A 13,617-nucleotide genomic window follows, 5' to 3' on the forward strand; every position below is an offset into this window, starting at 1 on the left:
ACCTCAATTTGATGCCAAGAGTTATTCATATATCCCTTGAAATTCCAAATCTCTGATATTTTCTGGTTGAGTGTTACCAGCAGAATCCCAGGCACGCACAATAACTCGGTTGTTGGCATTTTTTAGATACAGCAGATTGTAACTTGACTTGGTGAGGTACAGATAATCGTAGGGGCACAACATGTTGTGCCCCTACCCGTGTACTTCATTTACCTGAAATACGCTGTATATCTGGCTGCGCCAAAATTGCCAAGCCCAGGGATGCTGTGATTCTTGAAGCTCTGCTTGTATCCAAGTTTCTCCTCCATCGGTGGATAGCTCTACGCATTTAATGGTGCAATCTCCAGTGGCGATCGCATACCTCTCAATTAAAATAGAGTTTGTCAGTATTTTCTCTCCATCTAATGGATGACAGATTACAGAATTCACGGTTAGCTCCCCTAGCATCTGTCCTTTAGTCCAATCGACCGTCTCAGATTGAACCTCTGGCGCAAAGAGTTTATAAGCATGTTGCTGAAACTAGTTACTAGAAGCGCTAGTTTAAAGTGTGATGCTCGATAACCATTTAACGTGTACTAACGATATAAAGTAACGTGAGTTCGACGGTCTTGCATAAATCTCACATTACCAGATCAGGAGTCGTTCTATTTGACGATCGCCCTTCTCCCCCCTGAAAGGTTACGATAAAAGCTATTCTTGACAAGATACTTGCTAAAATAGCACTATATTTTAATCGAAAACTAGTAATTTATATTACTAGTTAATCAGACATAATTAAGAGATTTATGTCTGGATTTTTGTAAAATATAAATATTTTTATTCTCAGACTTAAACCAGGTTTTTCCAATTATTCATATTCATATTCAGCAATGTTGAAATTTCACTTAGTTTGAAAAATATTTTGTACCATTTTTTTGTCTGCATTCGCCGCCGCCCTATCCAACTCTGCAATCTCACTAGCGTCTAATTGCCAACCCAATGCACCAATATTCTCCCTGGCTTGTTCGACGCTCTTTGCTCCAGGGATGGGAATGGTTCCTTTACAAATGCACCAATTAATTGCTACATGTGACATGGTTTTGTTTCTAGACTGTGCCACCTCTTGTAAACATGCCAAAAGCGATCGCATTCCTGGTAATATCTGCCTAAACAGCAGACCTCGGATGCCTTTGGGCAAAGGGCCTTGCTCAGAGTATTTTCCTGTCAGTAGCCCCAAAGCTAGAGGGCTGTAGGCAATCAGTTTAATTCCCAACTCATCACAAAGGTCTTTTAGCTTTAGTTGGGTGACAGGATATGTAGACAACAAAGAGTATTGAACTTGCAGAGTAGTAATCGGAACGCCTCGTTCAGCAAACTTTTTCTGCACTTGCTTAAGCCGCTTAGGCCCATAATTAGATAGTCCCACTCCCTTAACCAGTCCTTGCTCATACAAATCGGCAAGACCATCTAACAGCCCTCCCTCTTGCCAAGGAGCATAATTCGCTGTAGACCAGTGCATTTGCACCAAATCTACATTTCTTCCCAGGCGTTGGGCAGATGATTTGCAAGCTTTTACCATTGACTGACGTGTCCATCTCCACGGGTAAGCAGCAAGCTTAGTAGCAATACAAATATTTTCTTTGCCTAAACCGACATATTCTCGGTTGAATCGTCCCAGGAGTAACTCACTCCGACCATTCAATCTCCCAGTTCCGTAAGAATCACCTGTATCAAATAAAGTTACACCGTTGCTTACACAAAGGTTAAAGACGGCTTGCAACTGGTCATCCATACTTTCGTTATATCCCCAAAGCAGTTGGTTGCCCCAGGCCCAAGTCCCGCAGCCCATGCTTGGGAGGGAGAGTTTTTGGAGAGTCTGCATCTTTGCTCTCTGTAGATTGCCTTATTAATTATCAGACATATATAGGACTAATATTTGATTTTTGAAAAAGTTCCGTACATCTGAAGAGTGGGAAAATCACTCGTTTGTGTGCCGAATAAACCATTCAAACATCCATTTTAAATGAGAGAATGAAGGTATCAAAGCGCAGAAAAAAATATTTAAAACTGCCAGTGACCTCAAACGTGGTTATGAATTTTTCTTCTTACCCAAAACCAGTTTTGAAAAGTGTTGGGTAACGCAAAGCCTTAACCCAACCAACAAAATTCGGTATTGTTTAATCCTCATTTATTACGAACTAATCGTTGGAGAAATTCTGGTGGTAGCGACCTGACTAAATATACTTTGATTGGCTCATTGTGATTCAAATTCTTCACATAAGATTCAGTTAGCAAAGGACGATATTCAGTCTGGTAAACAAGATATAATTTCATAAAAGCTGTACTAAAAGTCATAAGTGCGCCCTAATTCTAGATCAACCCCAGAGTAACCAGAGAAACGCTTAAAAGAGGGCAAAGCTACAGTACTCACACCTGCAATCAAATCAGTATGAGTTCCTTTGTCACCAATCCCCAAATACTTTTCTTGAGTAGTCAACCAGGAAAATGCTTGTATTTGTTCCGGCAAGAGGGGAGCAACCGTATCTGCCGAGCCAGCACCAATAGCTACAGGAATTTTGATTCTGCTCAGGCCCGCTTGTCCAAGAATACTGCTCGTGACTGGATTCAGAGCAAGCACAGCTTTAACTCGGCGATCGCGTAAATCCAGGTTGCTTAAGTTTTGTTGGATCTGTTCATAATCAGGAGAATTTTTCCCTAGTGCTAAAGCACGACACTGCAACAACAATGAAATATTGATTAGATCGGATTCAGGTTTACAATCTTTGTGCAACTGATTAATATTGATGCGCGCACCAGCTAAAATTAAAGCTGTGTAACCACCAAAAGATTGTCCAATCACACCGATTTCTTGTCCGTTAATTTTTCCTTGTAGCCAGGGGTCAGATTTTGAACGCTGTTCTAATTGATCGAGTACAAAAGTTACATCTAAGGGTCGATCAATCAATTCGGTGTCTGCAAATACTTGTTGGCTTTTCCCTGTTAGTAGTGCTTGCATTTGGAGAGAATCACTACCAGGATGCTCAGGAACAACCACAGCAAACCCGTATGATGCTAAATTTTCTGCTAAGTAAGCAAAGCTATCGCGATCAGAACCTAGTCCATGAGAAATGACGACAACTGGTGCAGGTGTTTGACTTTGAGGTAAATAGATATCTGTTTGAATGATTCTAGTTTTAATGCTTCCAGTTAGGGATCTACGATTAGTATCTACAAAAGCGATCGCTCTTTTCTGCCAAGAAAACGGCCCTGACTTGTTGTATAACTCTGGTAATTTCGATATATCTACAGGTGGTTCAGTCAATGCTTCTGTAGTAGACTGCTGTGCAATTACAGCGATCGCTTGATTTGTCTCCTTGTTCAGAGTGGAGAGTTGATTCATCATGTTAAGCCGCAACTTAAAACAGATTTAATAATAAAAAAGTTGTGCAACGTCGGTTTAAGCTAGCTTAAAAAGTGAGATGCTCCGGTTTGTGATTGAGCTTCCACGATAAATATTTTGGCTTTTGAACTCAATTTATTCGCACATCTGGGAATACTAGGAATCAAAGTCTCCAGTATTAACGCAGTATGATTAGCAATCAAGTCGGTATTCCCGGATACATAGTTAACGAACAACTCTATGATGGTTCCAGAACTCTAGTTTACCGAGCAGTTAGAAAAATCAACGACCTACCTGTAGTCATCGTCTCTACAGGAGTTTTTAGTTCTAGCGATCGCACGATATCACCGCACGACCCAATCCAACCGGGTAAGTTCCACTCTTTCGCCTCTCTCCCCAGCTTGATTCCCTTAAATTGGAGCATTTTTTCATCAAAGTAAGTACAGGCATCAATGTAGCGGAGTGCTTTGAGTCCGTGCCCCGTGATGTCTATGGCGTAGGAGCGATCCGGATTGAAACGGGTGCGACCTCTGGATGAGCATCTCGCTCGAAAAACGTCGTCCGAATGCCGCGACGGGCGAGGGTGATCGCGGCAACCAGTGCGGCAGGACCGCTACCAACGAGGGCAATCTTTGCTGTTGCTTCTATTTGTGTCATTTCGGTCTTCCGTATCAGTGCAATGATAAATTTCTGCCCTCAGTTTTACTGATTGCTGTCAGTCCTATTGCTATGTTTGACTTGTTAAGCCGCAACTTAACGAATACAAATCAATCAATTTTGGATTTTGGATTGCCGATAGCGTAGCGTTAGCCATTGGTGTCAACTTAAGCAAAAAGGAACCATAGGATGTAATCTAAGAACATCAATCAAGATGTTCTTAGATTACATCAATCGCCGATGGTTCAACTCTAGAAGCACTCAGAAGGAAATTAAAGGCACTCAAAGACACAGACAAAACTGTGGCAGGAAAAATCATGATGGTGGTGGCGGCATGGTTCGCTAGTTTCTGATTGGACAAACAAAGCCCAAACACATATATTTTTAATCGGTTGCTAAAAGCAGCTTAAGCTCCAACCATTAGGATATTGTCGGATTTGCAAGCAGCCAAGCTTTCTGAGTCCATGCGTTATTAAAGAATCCAACCTCTGGCGCTTTTAATTCAAATGAATGAGGTGGTGATTCTAGCAATAAGAGCGAACCTTTGTCATGAGCCTCAACTAAATTAACTATCCAGGGAAGAAAGTCTAAGATTTCTTTTGGTAGTACAGTTAACTCAAAGTCCCACACCAAATTAAGACCTCGGCATACTTGTCCTTTTTTTAACATCGTCACTCTACCAGCACTCTTGTTAATAGCCAGTCGAAGAATGAACGGGCGGAATGGGACAAATTCATCAGGAGCTGTATAAGCGTATACATTTAGATAGTTCAATCTCTGCCTATGATCCATCCAAGATGCGATCGGTGAATTACTACTATAAGATGTACCAGTTATGAGCACCGGCATATTCATAGTAGCAGCAAAGTTAGAGTAGAACTTATGCCTTAGTTCGCTAACAATATGTTTAACTTCTGGGTTCATGGTTGCTACACCTGTTACAAAAACGATACCTACGGTAAGCTACTCTAACGCATGACATCATAAGAGATAGTTATTATCAATTGCGGAAACTTCTCTTACGCTGTTTGTGCTTGGCAATTGCTTTGCGTTTGCACTTTTAGAGAGGCGTTTCAAAGTGACGGTGCTTGTTGATATCTGGAAAAATCCCCGCTTTGGATAGTTCTGGCTTAAATCTACGTAAGGCTGATTCAATCCCATCCCTTCATTTTCGCCTACGATTATTTGGGTCATACTATATTTCTACTCAATTCACTTAATTTGTGGTTGGATTGTAGTAAATACTCCAGTCAAACAATTTTGGATTTTGGATTTGTTCCGCCCACACTCGCTTTGCTCAAAGTCAAAAGTAAAAAGTCAAAAGTAATTAATTAATTTTGACTTTTGACCTTTGACCTTTGACCTTTGACTTGCCCCTTGGGGGCGGTGAACCAAATAATTCTTTAATTTCAAAATCTAAAATCTAAAATGGCGGTCAACCGAAGCATAAAAAAAAGGCAGACCTCTTGTCTGCCCTCAAGACCTTAGAGTGAAATTCTTAGTTTTACACCTTAATAGCGGCGAGAGGAGCCACCACCACTATAGTTTCCTCGTCTACCACCAGAGGAACTTGCGTCTGTCTTCGGCTTCGCTTTATTAACTTTTAAGCTCCGACCCATCCACTCAGCATTATCAAGGCCCTCAATTGCTGCTGTTTCTTCAACGTCTGATTCCATTTCTACAAAGCCGAAACCTCTCATCCGACCTGTTTCTCGGTCGATAGGCAATTGAACATTTTTTACAGTTCCGTATTCTGCAAAGACGTGCCGGAGGTCATCTTCTTTAACCTCATAAGATAGGTTACCGACGTAAATTGACATAAAATGTCTCCAGAATCAGGGGGTGTAGAGATTTATATCCGCAGAGGTCTGTAATACAAGTATATATAAAAATAAACTATACAGCCGAATTGAATCTTCCATGCAATACTTTAACATAAATTGAGAAGTTATGTTCATAAGCAACACTAGACTTATCTGTTGATCTAAATACTTGGACAGTTGGCAAAACTCGTTTAAAATCAACCTACCAGCGATCGCATTAAATTTGAAGTCACCAAAAAAATTCAATCACTGAATTTATTTATCTTCAAACAGTATTAGTAACTTTTAGATTTTATTCACTCCAAATTTCCAGAGAGTGCAATTAAATGAAACCAGTGCGATCGCTTGTAACGTAAAATTAATTTCCATCCGGCATTTGCTAACACTTTGACGCCCATGTATTGCGACTACCTCATCCAAATCCTAACTGCCCGTGTGTACGATGTTGCCCAAGAAACACCACTGGAGTATGCCCCAAATTTGTCTGCGCGGCTAAATAATCAACTCCTGCTGAAACGTGAGGATATGCAGTCAGTATTTTCCTTTAAACTGCGGGGTGCTTATAATAAAATGGTGCAACTGCCACCAGATATATTGGCGCAAGGTGTAATTGCAGCGTCTGCGGGGAACCATGCTCAGGGAGTCGCCCTTGCAGCCCATCGCTTGGGAACCAAAGCGATTATCGTCATGCCAATAACCACACCCCAAGTCAAGGTAGATGCGGTTAGAAGCAGGGGCGGAGCAGTCGTATTACATGGAAATACTTATGACGATGCTTATAGCTATGCTCGTGAATTAGAAGTAGAAAAAGGGTTGACCTTTATTCATCCTTTCGATGATCCCCATGTAATTGCTGGACAGGGAACAATCGGGATGGAAATTTTACGGCAATATCAGCAACCCATCCATGCGATTTTTGTCGCAATTGGAGGGGGCGGATTAATTTCTGGGATTGGGGCTTATGTGAAACGGTTGCGTCCGGAAATCAAGATTATTGGCGTTGAACCAGTAGATGCTGATGCGATGTCTCAATCGCTCAAAGCCGGACATCGGGTGCGCTTGTCCCAAGTCGGGTTATTTGCTGATGGCGTGGCGGTGCGAGAAGTAGGTGAAGAAACCTTCCGTTTATGTCAGCAGTATGTAGATGAAATTATTCTGGTGGATACAGACAAAACTTGTGCTGCTATTAAAGACGTGTTTGAGGATACGCGATCCATTTTAGAACCAGCCGGTGCATTAGCGATCGCAGCTGCCAAAGCCTACACAGAACGAGAACAAATCGAGGGACAAACCTTAATTGCTGTAGCCTGCGGTGCAAACATGAATTTTAATCGGCTCCGCTTTGTGGCAGAACGAGCAGAGTTGGGCGAACGCCGCGAAGCTATCTTTGCAGTCACAATTCCTGAGAAACGGGGAAGTATTCGCCAGTTTTGTGAATGTATTGGCAACCGTAATCTTACCGAGTTTAATTATCGAATTGCTGATGAAAAAACAGCCCATATTTTTGTCGGTGTGCAAATTCAAAATCGTGCCGATGCTGCAAAAATGGTAGAAACCTTTGAAGCTCATGGATTTGAAACTCTTGATTTAACGGACGACGAATTAACTAAATTACATCTGCGGCACATGGTGGGTGGGCACTCTCCCCTTGCTGACAATGAATTGCTCTATCGTTTTGAGTTTCCCGAACGTCCTGGCGCATTGATGAAGTTTGTTACCTCCATGAGTCCCGCCTGGAATATTAGTCTTTTTCACTACCGCGACAACGGCGCAGACTACGGACGAATCGTTGTTGGTATCCAGGTTCCCCCCCACGAGATGGAAGAGTGGCAAGCATTTCTCGATAACCTGGGCTATCGCTATTGGGATGAAAACAAGAATCCGGCATACAAGCTGTTTTTGGGATAGGCGAGGAGGGGGCAGTAAGAATTTTAGATTTTAGATTTTGGATTAAAGAATTGAAATTTAATCCAAAAGACGCTCTCTACGAGACGCTGCGCGTAGCTTGCTTCCCCGCAGGGGTACGCTGACTCGCTCTAAGCGTTCGCGCAGCTCAAGGTAGAGAAGGCTTTACGCTGCGCTATCGTCAATCCAAAATCCAAAATTAAATTGCCCAATGCCCCATGCCAATTTAGCGAGAACTACCCTCCAATATCAGATTGGAGTCCAAAGTATAGAAGCCAATTTGGTTAGGAACCCTAGAGAATCTACCTGTCCGATAGCCTCTAGATAATTCATTCAGCACCTTATTTTTGATCTCTCTAAGTTGCTGAGAATTTAGTTCTCCATAAATTCCGGCGATGACTTCAGCAACGCTGAAAACTTTACCTGGATTTTGTTCTAACAGAGAGGTGAGGGCATCAATTAAGAATTGACCCTCAAAGGCTTTGAGCATTGGTACTGTTATTGTCGGAGGTACGAAAGGTTTCTTCTTTTTGTTTTTGATGCTTTTAAAAGCACCATTGTCATTACTTGGGACTACCAAACTTAAATCCAGAGTATAACAACCTGGCTCATCGGGAATAGTTACCCAGTAATTCCTTTCTCTGCCTTGGGTGAGAGATGATTGAACCCTACCTTTAACTACTTTGAATAGATTGGAATCTAACTCTCCATAAAGCGATCGCACAATAAAATCAATATGACAGACAGTGCCTATCTGCTCTTGCAATAGCTGTTTTATGGCTTCCATTCGCGAAAGAGCGTGATGATACTGGGGTAGCATGGGGATTTCCGCCACCTTCGTTGAACTATCGATGTTCTCTGTAGGTATCTTTGGATCTGGCGATGTAGTTGGAGGTAGACTTTCTTTTGTATCAACAGCAACAGAAAAGGAATTATCTATCTCAACCAAGTCTTTGTCTTTTTGTTCTGACTCTACAGACTCCACCAAGTTGATTTCGTCGATGTCATCAAGGGGTGATAAAAACCCCAAAGAGCCTTCTTGAGAAAGATTTGTGGTTTCATCAGCCGCCGTCAATCTTGATATCTGTTTGTTGGGATCAGAAAAAGACCAGTTAGACAACAACGCTTCTACATGATCGAGCTGCGATCGCGCCTGCACAAAGAGGCGTTCATACTCTGCTGTCAGGTGAGCATAATAGTCTCGTAATTCCAACAGTGGTGAAACAAAGGTGCCCGGAGGTGGTTCTAATTGTCCATTTTGAGTCATAACGCTTTAATCAATTTAAATTGATGTCACTTTTGTAAGACATTGGTCTGGGTTTTGCTTTGTGAGATGTTGGCTGGGATTTCTTAGGCGATTGGGGAGGGCGACATCTCTCACAATATAAGGGTCGAGGTCCAAAAGTCTCGCGCTTTGTCAGATCGTTACACTCTTTACAGACAAACTGGAAAACACGAGTATGAATCTGTCTTTTGTGTGCCCTGACAGTATATTCCCTAACATCAATGAATTTACTTGCCATAATCAGGAATTGTGAATTGTCGGCGGATCAATGTCTTATCAATATAGCTATTCAAGCAAATCAAACTGCATCAGTGTGTGTTTATGTAGAAGTTTTATTCAAATCAGTGGATTTGACGCCTAGCATAAAGAGCAGATGAGCAACTTGAGAGTTAGCCATTGACTATCTTCTCAGCATATAATTGCTAGTGAACAAACACTACTACCAGTCCCTAGCCGCAGGCATTTTCATCGTTCTCATCAGATAAATGGGTAGGGGGAAGTGCAGGATTATTCACTTCCACTTCCATTCATTGGCAAATCAAGCGATCGCCAGTGTGTTTAATTGCCCATCATAAAATTACCGCACTCCTAATCCCTCTTCTTCATGGTAGAGGGGTGATGCTTTAGGTCGCCATTCCTGTCTAAAGAAAAACCGCCTCCTTGAAGCAAGGAGGCGGCGATCATCGCTAATCAAAGTATGATTCCAGTAAATTTTGTCACTCTACTAGTAGTTTATATGATTAATTTTGATGGGTTGTGAAAGTTCATAGCCGCTCTAGCCTTTAAAATTGAGCAATAAATCATTCACTACGAACCCATCAATTTCAATTTGACAGACTACTGCTGACTGGGAGCAGCAGGTTGCGATTGAGGTTGTGGGCGTAAACGGCGCAAAGACTCCCGCAACTTATCCTGGCTGGTGTTTTCTGCTCGCCGCCGCCGAGGGGTTGCTTGTGGCTGTTGTGATGAATTGGTAGCCGCTCGTTCACGCTGGATACGGCGTAAGGACTCTCTTGCACTTCCCTGAGTACGAGTTATACTCGCTTCAGATGATGAGCTTGTAGCAGTACTTTCCCGTCTTTGAGGTTCCAACCGTCTACTCAATCCAGATATTGCTGGTCTTGTGGCTGTAGCTTCATTAGATGAGGGTGTCAAATCTCTACGTCTACGTCCTGGATGTTCTTGTGTGGAGTTAGCAGCAGCTGCTGCCTGCTGGGTTCTTTCTTCTGCTTCTCTTTGTGCTCGCCGTTCGTTAGCTTCTCGGTTTCGGCGTGAACCTTCAATAGTATAATTAGGCCTGAGTGTCACTTGTTTTCTGCCACCACTTAGTTGGATTGTACGTGCCTGTCTGATGGCGTCTTCATCCACGGTGGAGTTCCCACTGGAGCGAACAAGACGCACATTAGTGACATTACCTTTTTCATCTAAATCAAGATGTAAGTCTGGGCTGCCTTCAACGTGTTGCCCTTTTAATGAAGTTGGATACTGGAATTTGCAATTGCGACTGCAAGCTACCCTACCATTACCATTACCTGAACTGTTAACTTTTGGAGGTGCCGGAGGTATTGGTGCTGTTGCTACTGTCGGAGGGCTTTCTACTCGATTACCTATACCACTGCCAGAGCCTGAGCCAATTCCTGAACCTCTACCACTGCCAATTCCTGAGCCAATTCCTGAACCTCTACCACTGCCAATTCCTGAGCCAATTCCCGAACCTGAACCTGTACCTGAACCTGTACCTGAACCTGTATTTAAAGCAACGCCTGAGCCAGAGCTACCAGAGTTATCTGTCAGGACTGGACTACCACCGCCGCCACCACCGCCGCCGCTCACAGGTGCAACAGTTGTCACAGGGACTTGTGGCTTGGGAGCAATTTCCCTATTTGTAGGTTGTGGGTTTTGAGTAGTTTGTTTTGGTTGTTGTTCAACTGGCTGAATTCGAGTAGTTTGTTTTGGTTGTTGTTCAACTGGCTGAATTTTTGGTCTTTCAATCAATTCTTGTACTGTTTTTTGTACTACTGGAGTTTCTCTAGGCTGTTTTTGAACAATTTCCGGTTGTTTTTTAGGTTCTTCTGGAATTTTTTCAAGTGGTTTTTCTGGCTCCGGAGTCGGAGTATCTAGTTTCACCAACTCTATTGGTTCATCTTCGTTTGTGGGTTCTCTCGTCAAATAATTACCTATGCCTGAGGACAGTACGCCGATATGCAGCGCCAGTGAACCTATCAGACTGTAAGTCAGAAAAGACTTGAGAGCCTCAACTTCTTTGGAACGTTGCTCGACAGTAATGCCAGAAAAGCTCATAGCTATTGCTACCTATTCTCACTAATTTAGTCATCTTAGAATGCATGGTTGCAAATATCAAGTAAAAAATTAAAATTATTTTGGGCAGTGTTACGGAACAGCATACTACTCAAAAAAAATATCTTTGAAAAATACTGTTCTTTATCACGATTTCTAGATAAAATTAATTTTTATATTAATTAAATTAATTTATATAAAACCAAAAAAAAGTAAAAAAAAATAATGATAATTAAATTAGATTTGAAAAAATTCTAATTATATCTTAAACTCTATTGAGAAAAACTTTCATTTTTTTGCTTGATTCTGGTAGTCTGATTTTGTATTGTTGATGACATTTAGAGGCACTACATGGGAATTCAGAATTTGTTTGAAGCAGGTGGTGTGGTTATGTGGCCCCTGTTGCTGTTTTCGGTGTTGGCAGGGGCACTAATGATTGAGCGGGCGAAGTTTTGGCTACAAATTGGTAAGCGTCAAAACCGGCTGGTGCGAGAGGTTTTAAATCTTTATCGACTTGATAATCTCGTTAGTGCTGTTGATAAGCTGCAAAAAAATGTAGATTTACCTATAGCACGCATTTTTCTGGCTGGACTACAGCTAGAAAGACCGACTCCAGAAAAATTTCGTTTGGCTTTGAAAAGCGAGGCGCAAGCAGAAATCCCTATACTCAAGCGGTTTCAACCTGTATTTGACACTATTATCGGTTTAGCGCCTCTGTTGGGACTTCTCGGCACAATTTTAGGATTAATTCGTTCATTTGCTGGACTGAATATTGGTGATGTCGGAGGTACTAAAACTGGTGTAGTTACTGCTGGTATTAGTGAAGCTTTAGTTGCTACCGCCAGTGGATTGATTGTGGCTATCTTTGTGCTTTTAGGAGCCAGCATCTTCCGAGGACTATATCAGCGGCAGATAACAATGATTCAAGAGTACGGCGGACAGCTAGAAATACTGTTCCTTGACCGCTATGAACAACATGATCGCTACGAACAACAGGAGAAGTCCTATGGATCTAGATGAGAATGAACCAGATTTACCTCCATTTATAAATGTAGTACCTCTGATTGATGTGATGTTTGCTCTTTTGACATTTTTTATTATGTCAACACTGTTTTTAACACGATCAGAAGGATTGCCAGTAAATCTACCGAAGGCAGCCACGGCGAAGGAACAGCAAATTCCCACTAAAGTTACCATCACAGTAGATGAAAAAGGTCAGATAAGCCTAAACCGCGATCCAATAGCAATTAATGATTTAGCAGCGCGAGTGCGGACTTTAGTTGGTTCTAACCCAGATGCATTGGTGATTATTAATGCTGATCAAAAAGTCTTGCATGGTGAGATAGTGGGGATAATGGATCAAGTACGTCAGGTGAAGGGAGCAAGGTTAGCGATCGCTACCCAAAAATAAAAAGTAGAAATATTGTGTACAAAAAGTTCAGAGAGTCAGGAAAATTCTATATTCTGACTCCTAACTCTTCTTATTTAATGTCTACTACCAGCTACGCTTACGCATCTGCAATTCCTGAGATATAAATTTAAATAATAATTCTTGGTGTGAATGGATAAAAAAGTGGTCACCGTTGAACTCATGTAATGAAAAAGCAGCGATTGTCTGCTCTTGCCATGCTTGCAGATACTCATGACTAACTTCTTGGTCTTGCAAACCACCAAAAACAGTAATAGGACACTCCAGTGGCTGTTTTTGAATGTAAATATAAGTTTCCAGAACTGCAAAATCTGCCCGCAAAATGGGGAGGAACATTTGCATCAGTTCCGGGCTTTCTAGTACTGCTTTGGGTGTACCGTTAAGACTGTGTAGCTCGTTGATCAAATCAGGGTCTGATAGGACGTGGAGAGGTGGTTTTGTCAACGGGATTTGCGGGGCGCGACGAGCAGATATGAAGAGATGAAAGGGAGTAAGACTATACTTAGAGCAAAGTAGACGGGTCAACTCGAAGCTAACTAATCCGCCCATACTGTGACCGAAGAAGGCGAATGGTTTGTCTAAATATGGTATCAGAATTGGAGCGATCGCTTCAACAAGAGGTTCTAATCGCGTCAACGGTGCTGACTGAATCTGTCTTCCCCGTCCCGGATATTCCACAGCACAGACTTCGACATTACTAGGTAGATTATTAGGCCATGTGCGAAAAATCGCTGAGTTCCCACCAGCGTAGGGGAAGCAGAATAAACGCAAGTTGGCTTGAGGATTTGGTTGGGGACAGATAACCCAGGAATTGAAGCTTGGTGTAGGTGTCATAATAGAG

17 protein-coding genes and 2 pseudogenes are annotated in these 13,617 nt (G+C 42.2%); 5 read left to right on the forward strand and 14 right to left on the reverse strand.

Annotation, left to right across the window (positions count from 1 at the left end; translation table 11 throughout):
• Positions 1–21: 21 nt before the first annotated feature.
• From V7K85_RS15455 to V7K85_RS15480, 6 genes and pseudogenes are all read right to left on the reverse strand, one after another.
• The gene (locus V7K85_RS15455) at positions 22–183 is read right to left on the reverse strand and encodes a hypothetical protein (RefSeq protein ID WP_334814522.1); all 162 of its coding nucleotides are present in this window, start codon (positions 181–183) and stop codon (positions 22–24) included.
• A 9-nt stretch (positions 184–192) separates the two neighbouring features.
• Entirely contained in the window at positions 193–429 is a 237-nt protein-coding gene (locus V7K85_RS15460; RefSeq protein ID WP_334814523.1) for a hypothetical protein, read from the reverse strand.
• Positions 430–880: 451 nt separating this feature from the next.
• Positions 881–1,861, reverse strand: a complete 981-nt coding sequence (locus V7K85_RS15465) for an aldo/keto reductase (RefSeq protein WP_334814524.1) — start codon at positions 1,859–1,861, stop codon at positions 881–883.
• Positions 1,862–1,908: 47 nt separating this feature from the next.
• Positions 1,909–2,032: pseudogene (locus V7K85_RS15470) on the reverse strand (IS630 family transposase); the annotation flags it as partial.
• Positions 2,033–2,163: 131 nt separating this feature from the next.
• Complete coding sequence (locus V7K85_RS15475) at positions 2,164–2,334, reverse strand: hypothetical protein (protein ID WP_334814525.1); 171 nt, start codon at positions 2,332–2,334, stop codon at positions 2,164–2,166.
• Positions 2,324–3,382 carry an alpha/beta hydrolase family protein gene (locus V7K85_RS15480; protein ID WP_334814526.1) on the reverse strand — a complete coding sequence of 353 codons (1,059 nt, stop codon included), beginning with the start codon at positions 3,380–3,382 and terminating at the stop codon, positions 2,324–2,326. Before V7K85_RS15480 ends, V7K85_RS15475 begins: the two co-directional genes overlap by 11 nt.
• Before the next feature lie 185 nt (positions 3,383–3,567).
• Here V7K85_RS15480 and V7K85_RS15485 point away from each other — a divergent pair, with 185 nt between their 5' ends.
• Entirely contained in the window at positions 3,568–3,819 is a 252-nt protein-coding gene (locus V7K85_RS15485) for a hypothetical protein (protein ID WP_334814527.1), read from the forward strand.
• 49 nt (positions 3,820–3,868) lie between these two features.
• On the opposite strand, the gene V7K85_RS15490 is transcribed toward V7K85_RS15485, so the two are convergent.
• Positions 3,869–4,036, reverse strand: coding sequence for an NAD(P)-binding protein (locus tag V7K85_RS15490; protein WP_334814528.1), 168 nt, complete (start codon positions 4,034–4,036; stop codon positions 3,869–3,871).
• Between the two features lie 214 nt (positions 4,037–4,250).
• Between V7K85_RS15490 and V7K85_RS15495 the strand changes: the two genes are divergently transcribed.
• The gene (locus tag V7K85_RS15495; protein ID WP_334814604.1) at positions 4,251–4,382 is read left to right on the forward strand and encodes a hypothetical protein; all 132 of its coding nucleotides are present in this window, start codon (positions 4,251–4,253) and stop codon (positions 4,380–4,382) included.
• A gap of 74 nt (positions 4,383–4,456) precedes the next feature.
• On the opposite strand, the gene V7K85_RS15500 is transcribed toward V7K85_RS15495, so the two are convergent.
• From V7K85_RS15500 to V7K85_RS15510, 3 genes and pseudogenes are all read right to left on the reverse strand, one after another.
• Positions 4,457–4,891, reverse strand: coding sequence for a hypothetical protein (locus tag V7K85_RS15500; RefSeq protein WP_334814529.1), 435 nt, complete (start codon positions 4,889–4,891; stop codon positions 4,457–4,459).
• Positions 4,892–5,099: 208 nt separating this feature from the next.
• Positions 5,100–5,230 (reverse strand): annotated as a pseudogene (gene rpsU / locus V7K85_RS15505) (30S ribosomal protein S21); the annotation flags it as partial.
• A 317-nt stretch (positions 5,231–5,547) separates the two neighbouring features.
• On the reverse strand, positions 5,548–5,856 hold the full coding sequence (locus V7K85_RS15510; RefSeq protein WP_334814530.1) for an RNA recognition motif domain-containing protein: 309 nt from the start codon (positions 5,854–5,856) through the stop codon (positions 5,548–5,550).
• A gap of 399 nt (positions 5,857–6,255) precedes the next feature.
• On the opposite strand from V7K85_RS15510, the gene ilvA reads away from it, so the two are divergent.
• On the forward strand, positions 6,256–7,767 hold the full coding sequence (gene ilvA, locus V7K85_RS15515; protein WP_334814531.1) for a threonine ammonia-lyase, biosynthetic: 1,512 nt from the start codon (positions 6,256–6,258) through the stop codon (positions 7,765–7,767).
• Between the two features lie 223 nt (positions 7,768–7,990).
• Here ilvA and V7K85_RS15520 read toward each other — a convergent pair whose 3' ends face one another.
• The 3 genes from V7K85_RS15520 to V7K85_RS15530 form a co-directional block, all read right to left on the reverse strand.
• Complete coding sequence (locus tag V7K85_RS15520; protein ID WP_334814532.1) at positions 7,991–9,031, reverse strand: hypothetical protein; 1,041 nt, start codon at positions 9,029–9,031, stop codon at positions 7,991–7,993.
• A 10-nt stretch (positions 9,032–9,041) separates the two neighbouring features.
• Entirely contained in the window at positions 9,042–9,287 is a 246-nt protein-coding gene (locus V7K85_RS15525) for a hypothetical protein (RefSeq protein WP_334814533.1), read from the reverse strand.
• A 599-nt stretch (positions 9,288–9,886) separates the two neighbouring features.
• Positions 9,887–11,350, reverse strand: coding sequence for a TonB family protein (locus V7K85_RS15530; protein WP_334814534.1), 1,464 nt, complete (start codon positions 11,348–11,350; stop codon positions 9,887–9,889).
• Between the two features lie 348 nt (positions 11,351–11,698).
• Here V7K85_RS15530 and V7K85_RS15535 point away from each other — a divergent pair, with 348 nt between their 5' ends.
• Positions 11,699–12,367: a MotA/TolQ/ExbB proton channel family protein gene (locus V7K85_RS15535; protein WP_334814535.1), complete on the forward strand. Its 669-nt coding sequence runs from the start codon at positions 11,699–11,701 to the stop codon at positions 12,365–12,367.
• A complete protein-coding gene (locus V7K85_RS15540; protein WP_334814536.1) occupies positions 12,354–12,758 on the forward strand; it encodes an ExbD/TolR family protein in 405 nt (134 codons plus the stop codon). Before V7K85_RS15535 ends, V7K85_RS15540 begins: the two co-directional genes overlap by 14 nt.
• Before the next feature lie 84 nt (positions 12,759–12,842).
• Here the strand turns inward: V7K85_RS15540 and V7K85_RS15545 are convergent, their stop codons facing one another.
• Positions 12,843–13,610, reverse strand: coding sequence for a thioesterase II family protein (locus V7K85_RS15545; protein ID WP_334814537.1), 768 nt, complete (start codon positions 13,608–13,610; stop codon positions 12,843–12,845).
• Between the last annotated feature and the right edge of the window lie 7 nt (positions 13,611–13,617).

Source organism: Nostoc sp. (genome assembly GCF_036917615.1).
In the GTDB taxonomy this organism is placed as follows: Bacteria; Cyanobacteriota; Cyanobacteriia; order Cyanobacteriales; family Nostocaceae; genus Nostoc.

What these genes read in the sequence shown, in the direction of transcription:
- V7K85_RS15455 (WP_334814522.1), bottom strand. Translation starts at nt 183, where the DNA reads ATGTTGTGCCCCTACGATTATCTGTACCTCACCAAGTCAAGTTACAAT.
- V7K85_RS15465 (WP_334814524.1), bottom strand. Translation starts at nt 1,861, where the DNA reads ATGCAGACTCTCCAAAAACTCTCCCTCCCAAGCATGGGCTGCGGGACT.
- V7K85_RS15475 (WP_334814525.1), bottom strand. Translation starts at nt 2,334, where the DNA reads ATGACTTTTAGTACAGCTTTTATGAAATTATATCTTGTTTACCAGACT.
- V7K85_RS15480 (WP_334814526.1), bottom strand. Translation starts at nt 3,382, where the DNA reads ATGATGAATCAACTCTCCACTCTGAACAAGGAGACAAATCAAGCGATC.
- V7K85_RS15485 (WP_334814527.1), top strand. Translation starts at nt 3,568, where the DNA reads ATGATTAGCAATCAAGTCGGTATTCCCGGATACATAGTTAACGAACAA.
- V7K85_RS15490 (WP_334814528.1), bottom strand. Translation starts at nt 4,036, where the DNA reads ATGACACAAATAGAAGCAACAGCAAAGATTGCCCTCGTTGGTAGCGGT.
- V7K85_RS15495 (WP_334814604.1), top strand. Translation starts at nt 4,251, where the DNA reads ATGTTCTTAGATTACATCAATCGCCGATGGTTCAACTCTAGAAGCACT.
- V7K85_RS15500 (WP_334814529.1), bottom strand. Translation starts at nt 4,891, where the DNA reads ATGAATATGCCGGTGCTCATAACTGGTACATCTTATAGTAGTAATTCA.
- V7K85_RS15510 (WP_334814530.1), bottom strand. Translation starts at nt 5,856, where the DNA reads ATGTCAATTTACGTCGGTAACCTATCTTATGAGGTTAAAGAAGATGAC.
- ilvA (WP_334814531.1), top strand. Translation starts at nt 6,256, where the DNA reads ATGTATTGCGACTACCTCATCCAAATCCTAACTGCCCGTGTGTACGAT.
- V7K85_RS15520 (WP_334814532.1), bottom strand. Translation starts at nt 9,031, where the DNA reads ATGACTCAAAATGGACAATTAGAACCACCTCCGGGCACCTTTGTTTCA.
- V7K85_RS15525 (WP_334814533.1), bottom strand. Translation starts at nt 9,287, where the DNA reads ATGGCAAGTAAATTCATTGATGTTAGGGAATATACTGTCAGGGCACAC.
- V7K85_RS15530 (WP_334814534.1), bottom strand. Translation starts at nt 11,350, where the DNA reads ATGAGCTTTTCTGGCATTACTGTCGAGCAACGTTCCAAAGAAGTTGAG.
- V7K85_RS15535 (WP_334814535.1), top strand. Translation starts at nt 11,699, where the DNA reads ATGGGAATTCAGAATTTGTTTGAAGCAGGTGGTGTGGTTATGTGGCCC.
- V7K85_RS15540 (WP_334814536.1), top strand. Translation starts at nt 12,354, where the DNA reads ATGGATCTAGATGAGAATGAACCAGATTTACCTCCATTTATAAATGTA.
- V7K85_RS15545 (WP_334814537.1), bottom strand. Translation starts at nt 13,610, where the DNA reads ATGACACCTACACCAAGCTTCAATTCCTGGGTTATCTGTCCCCAACCA.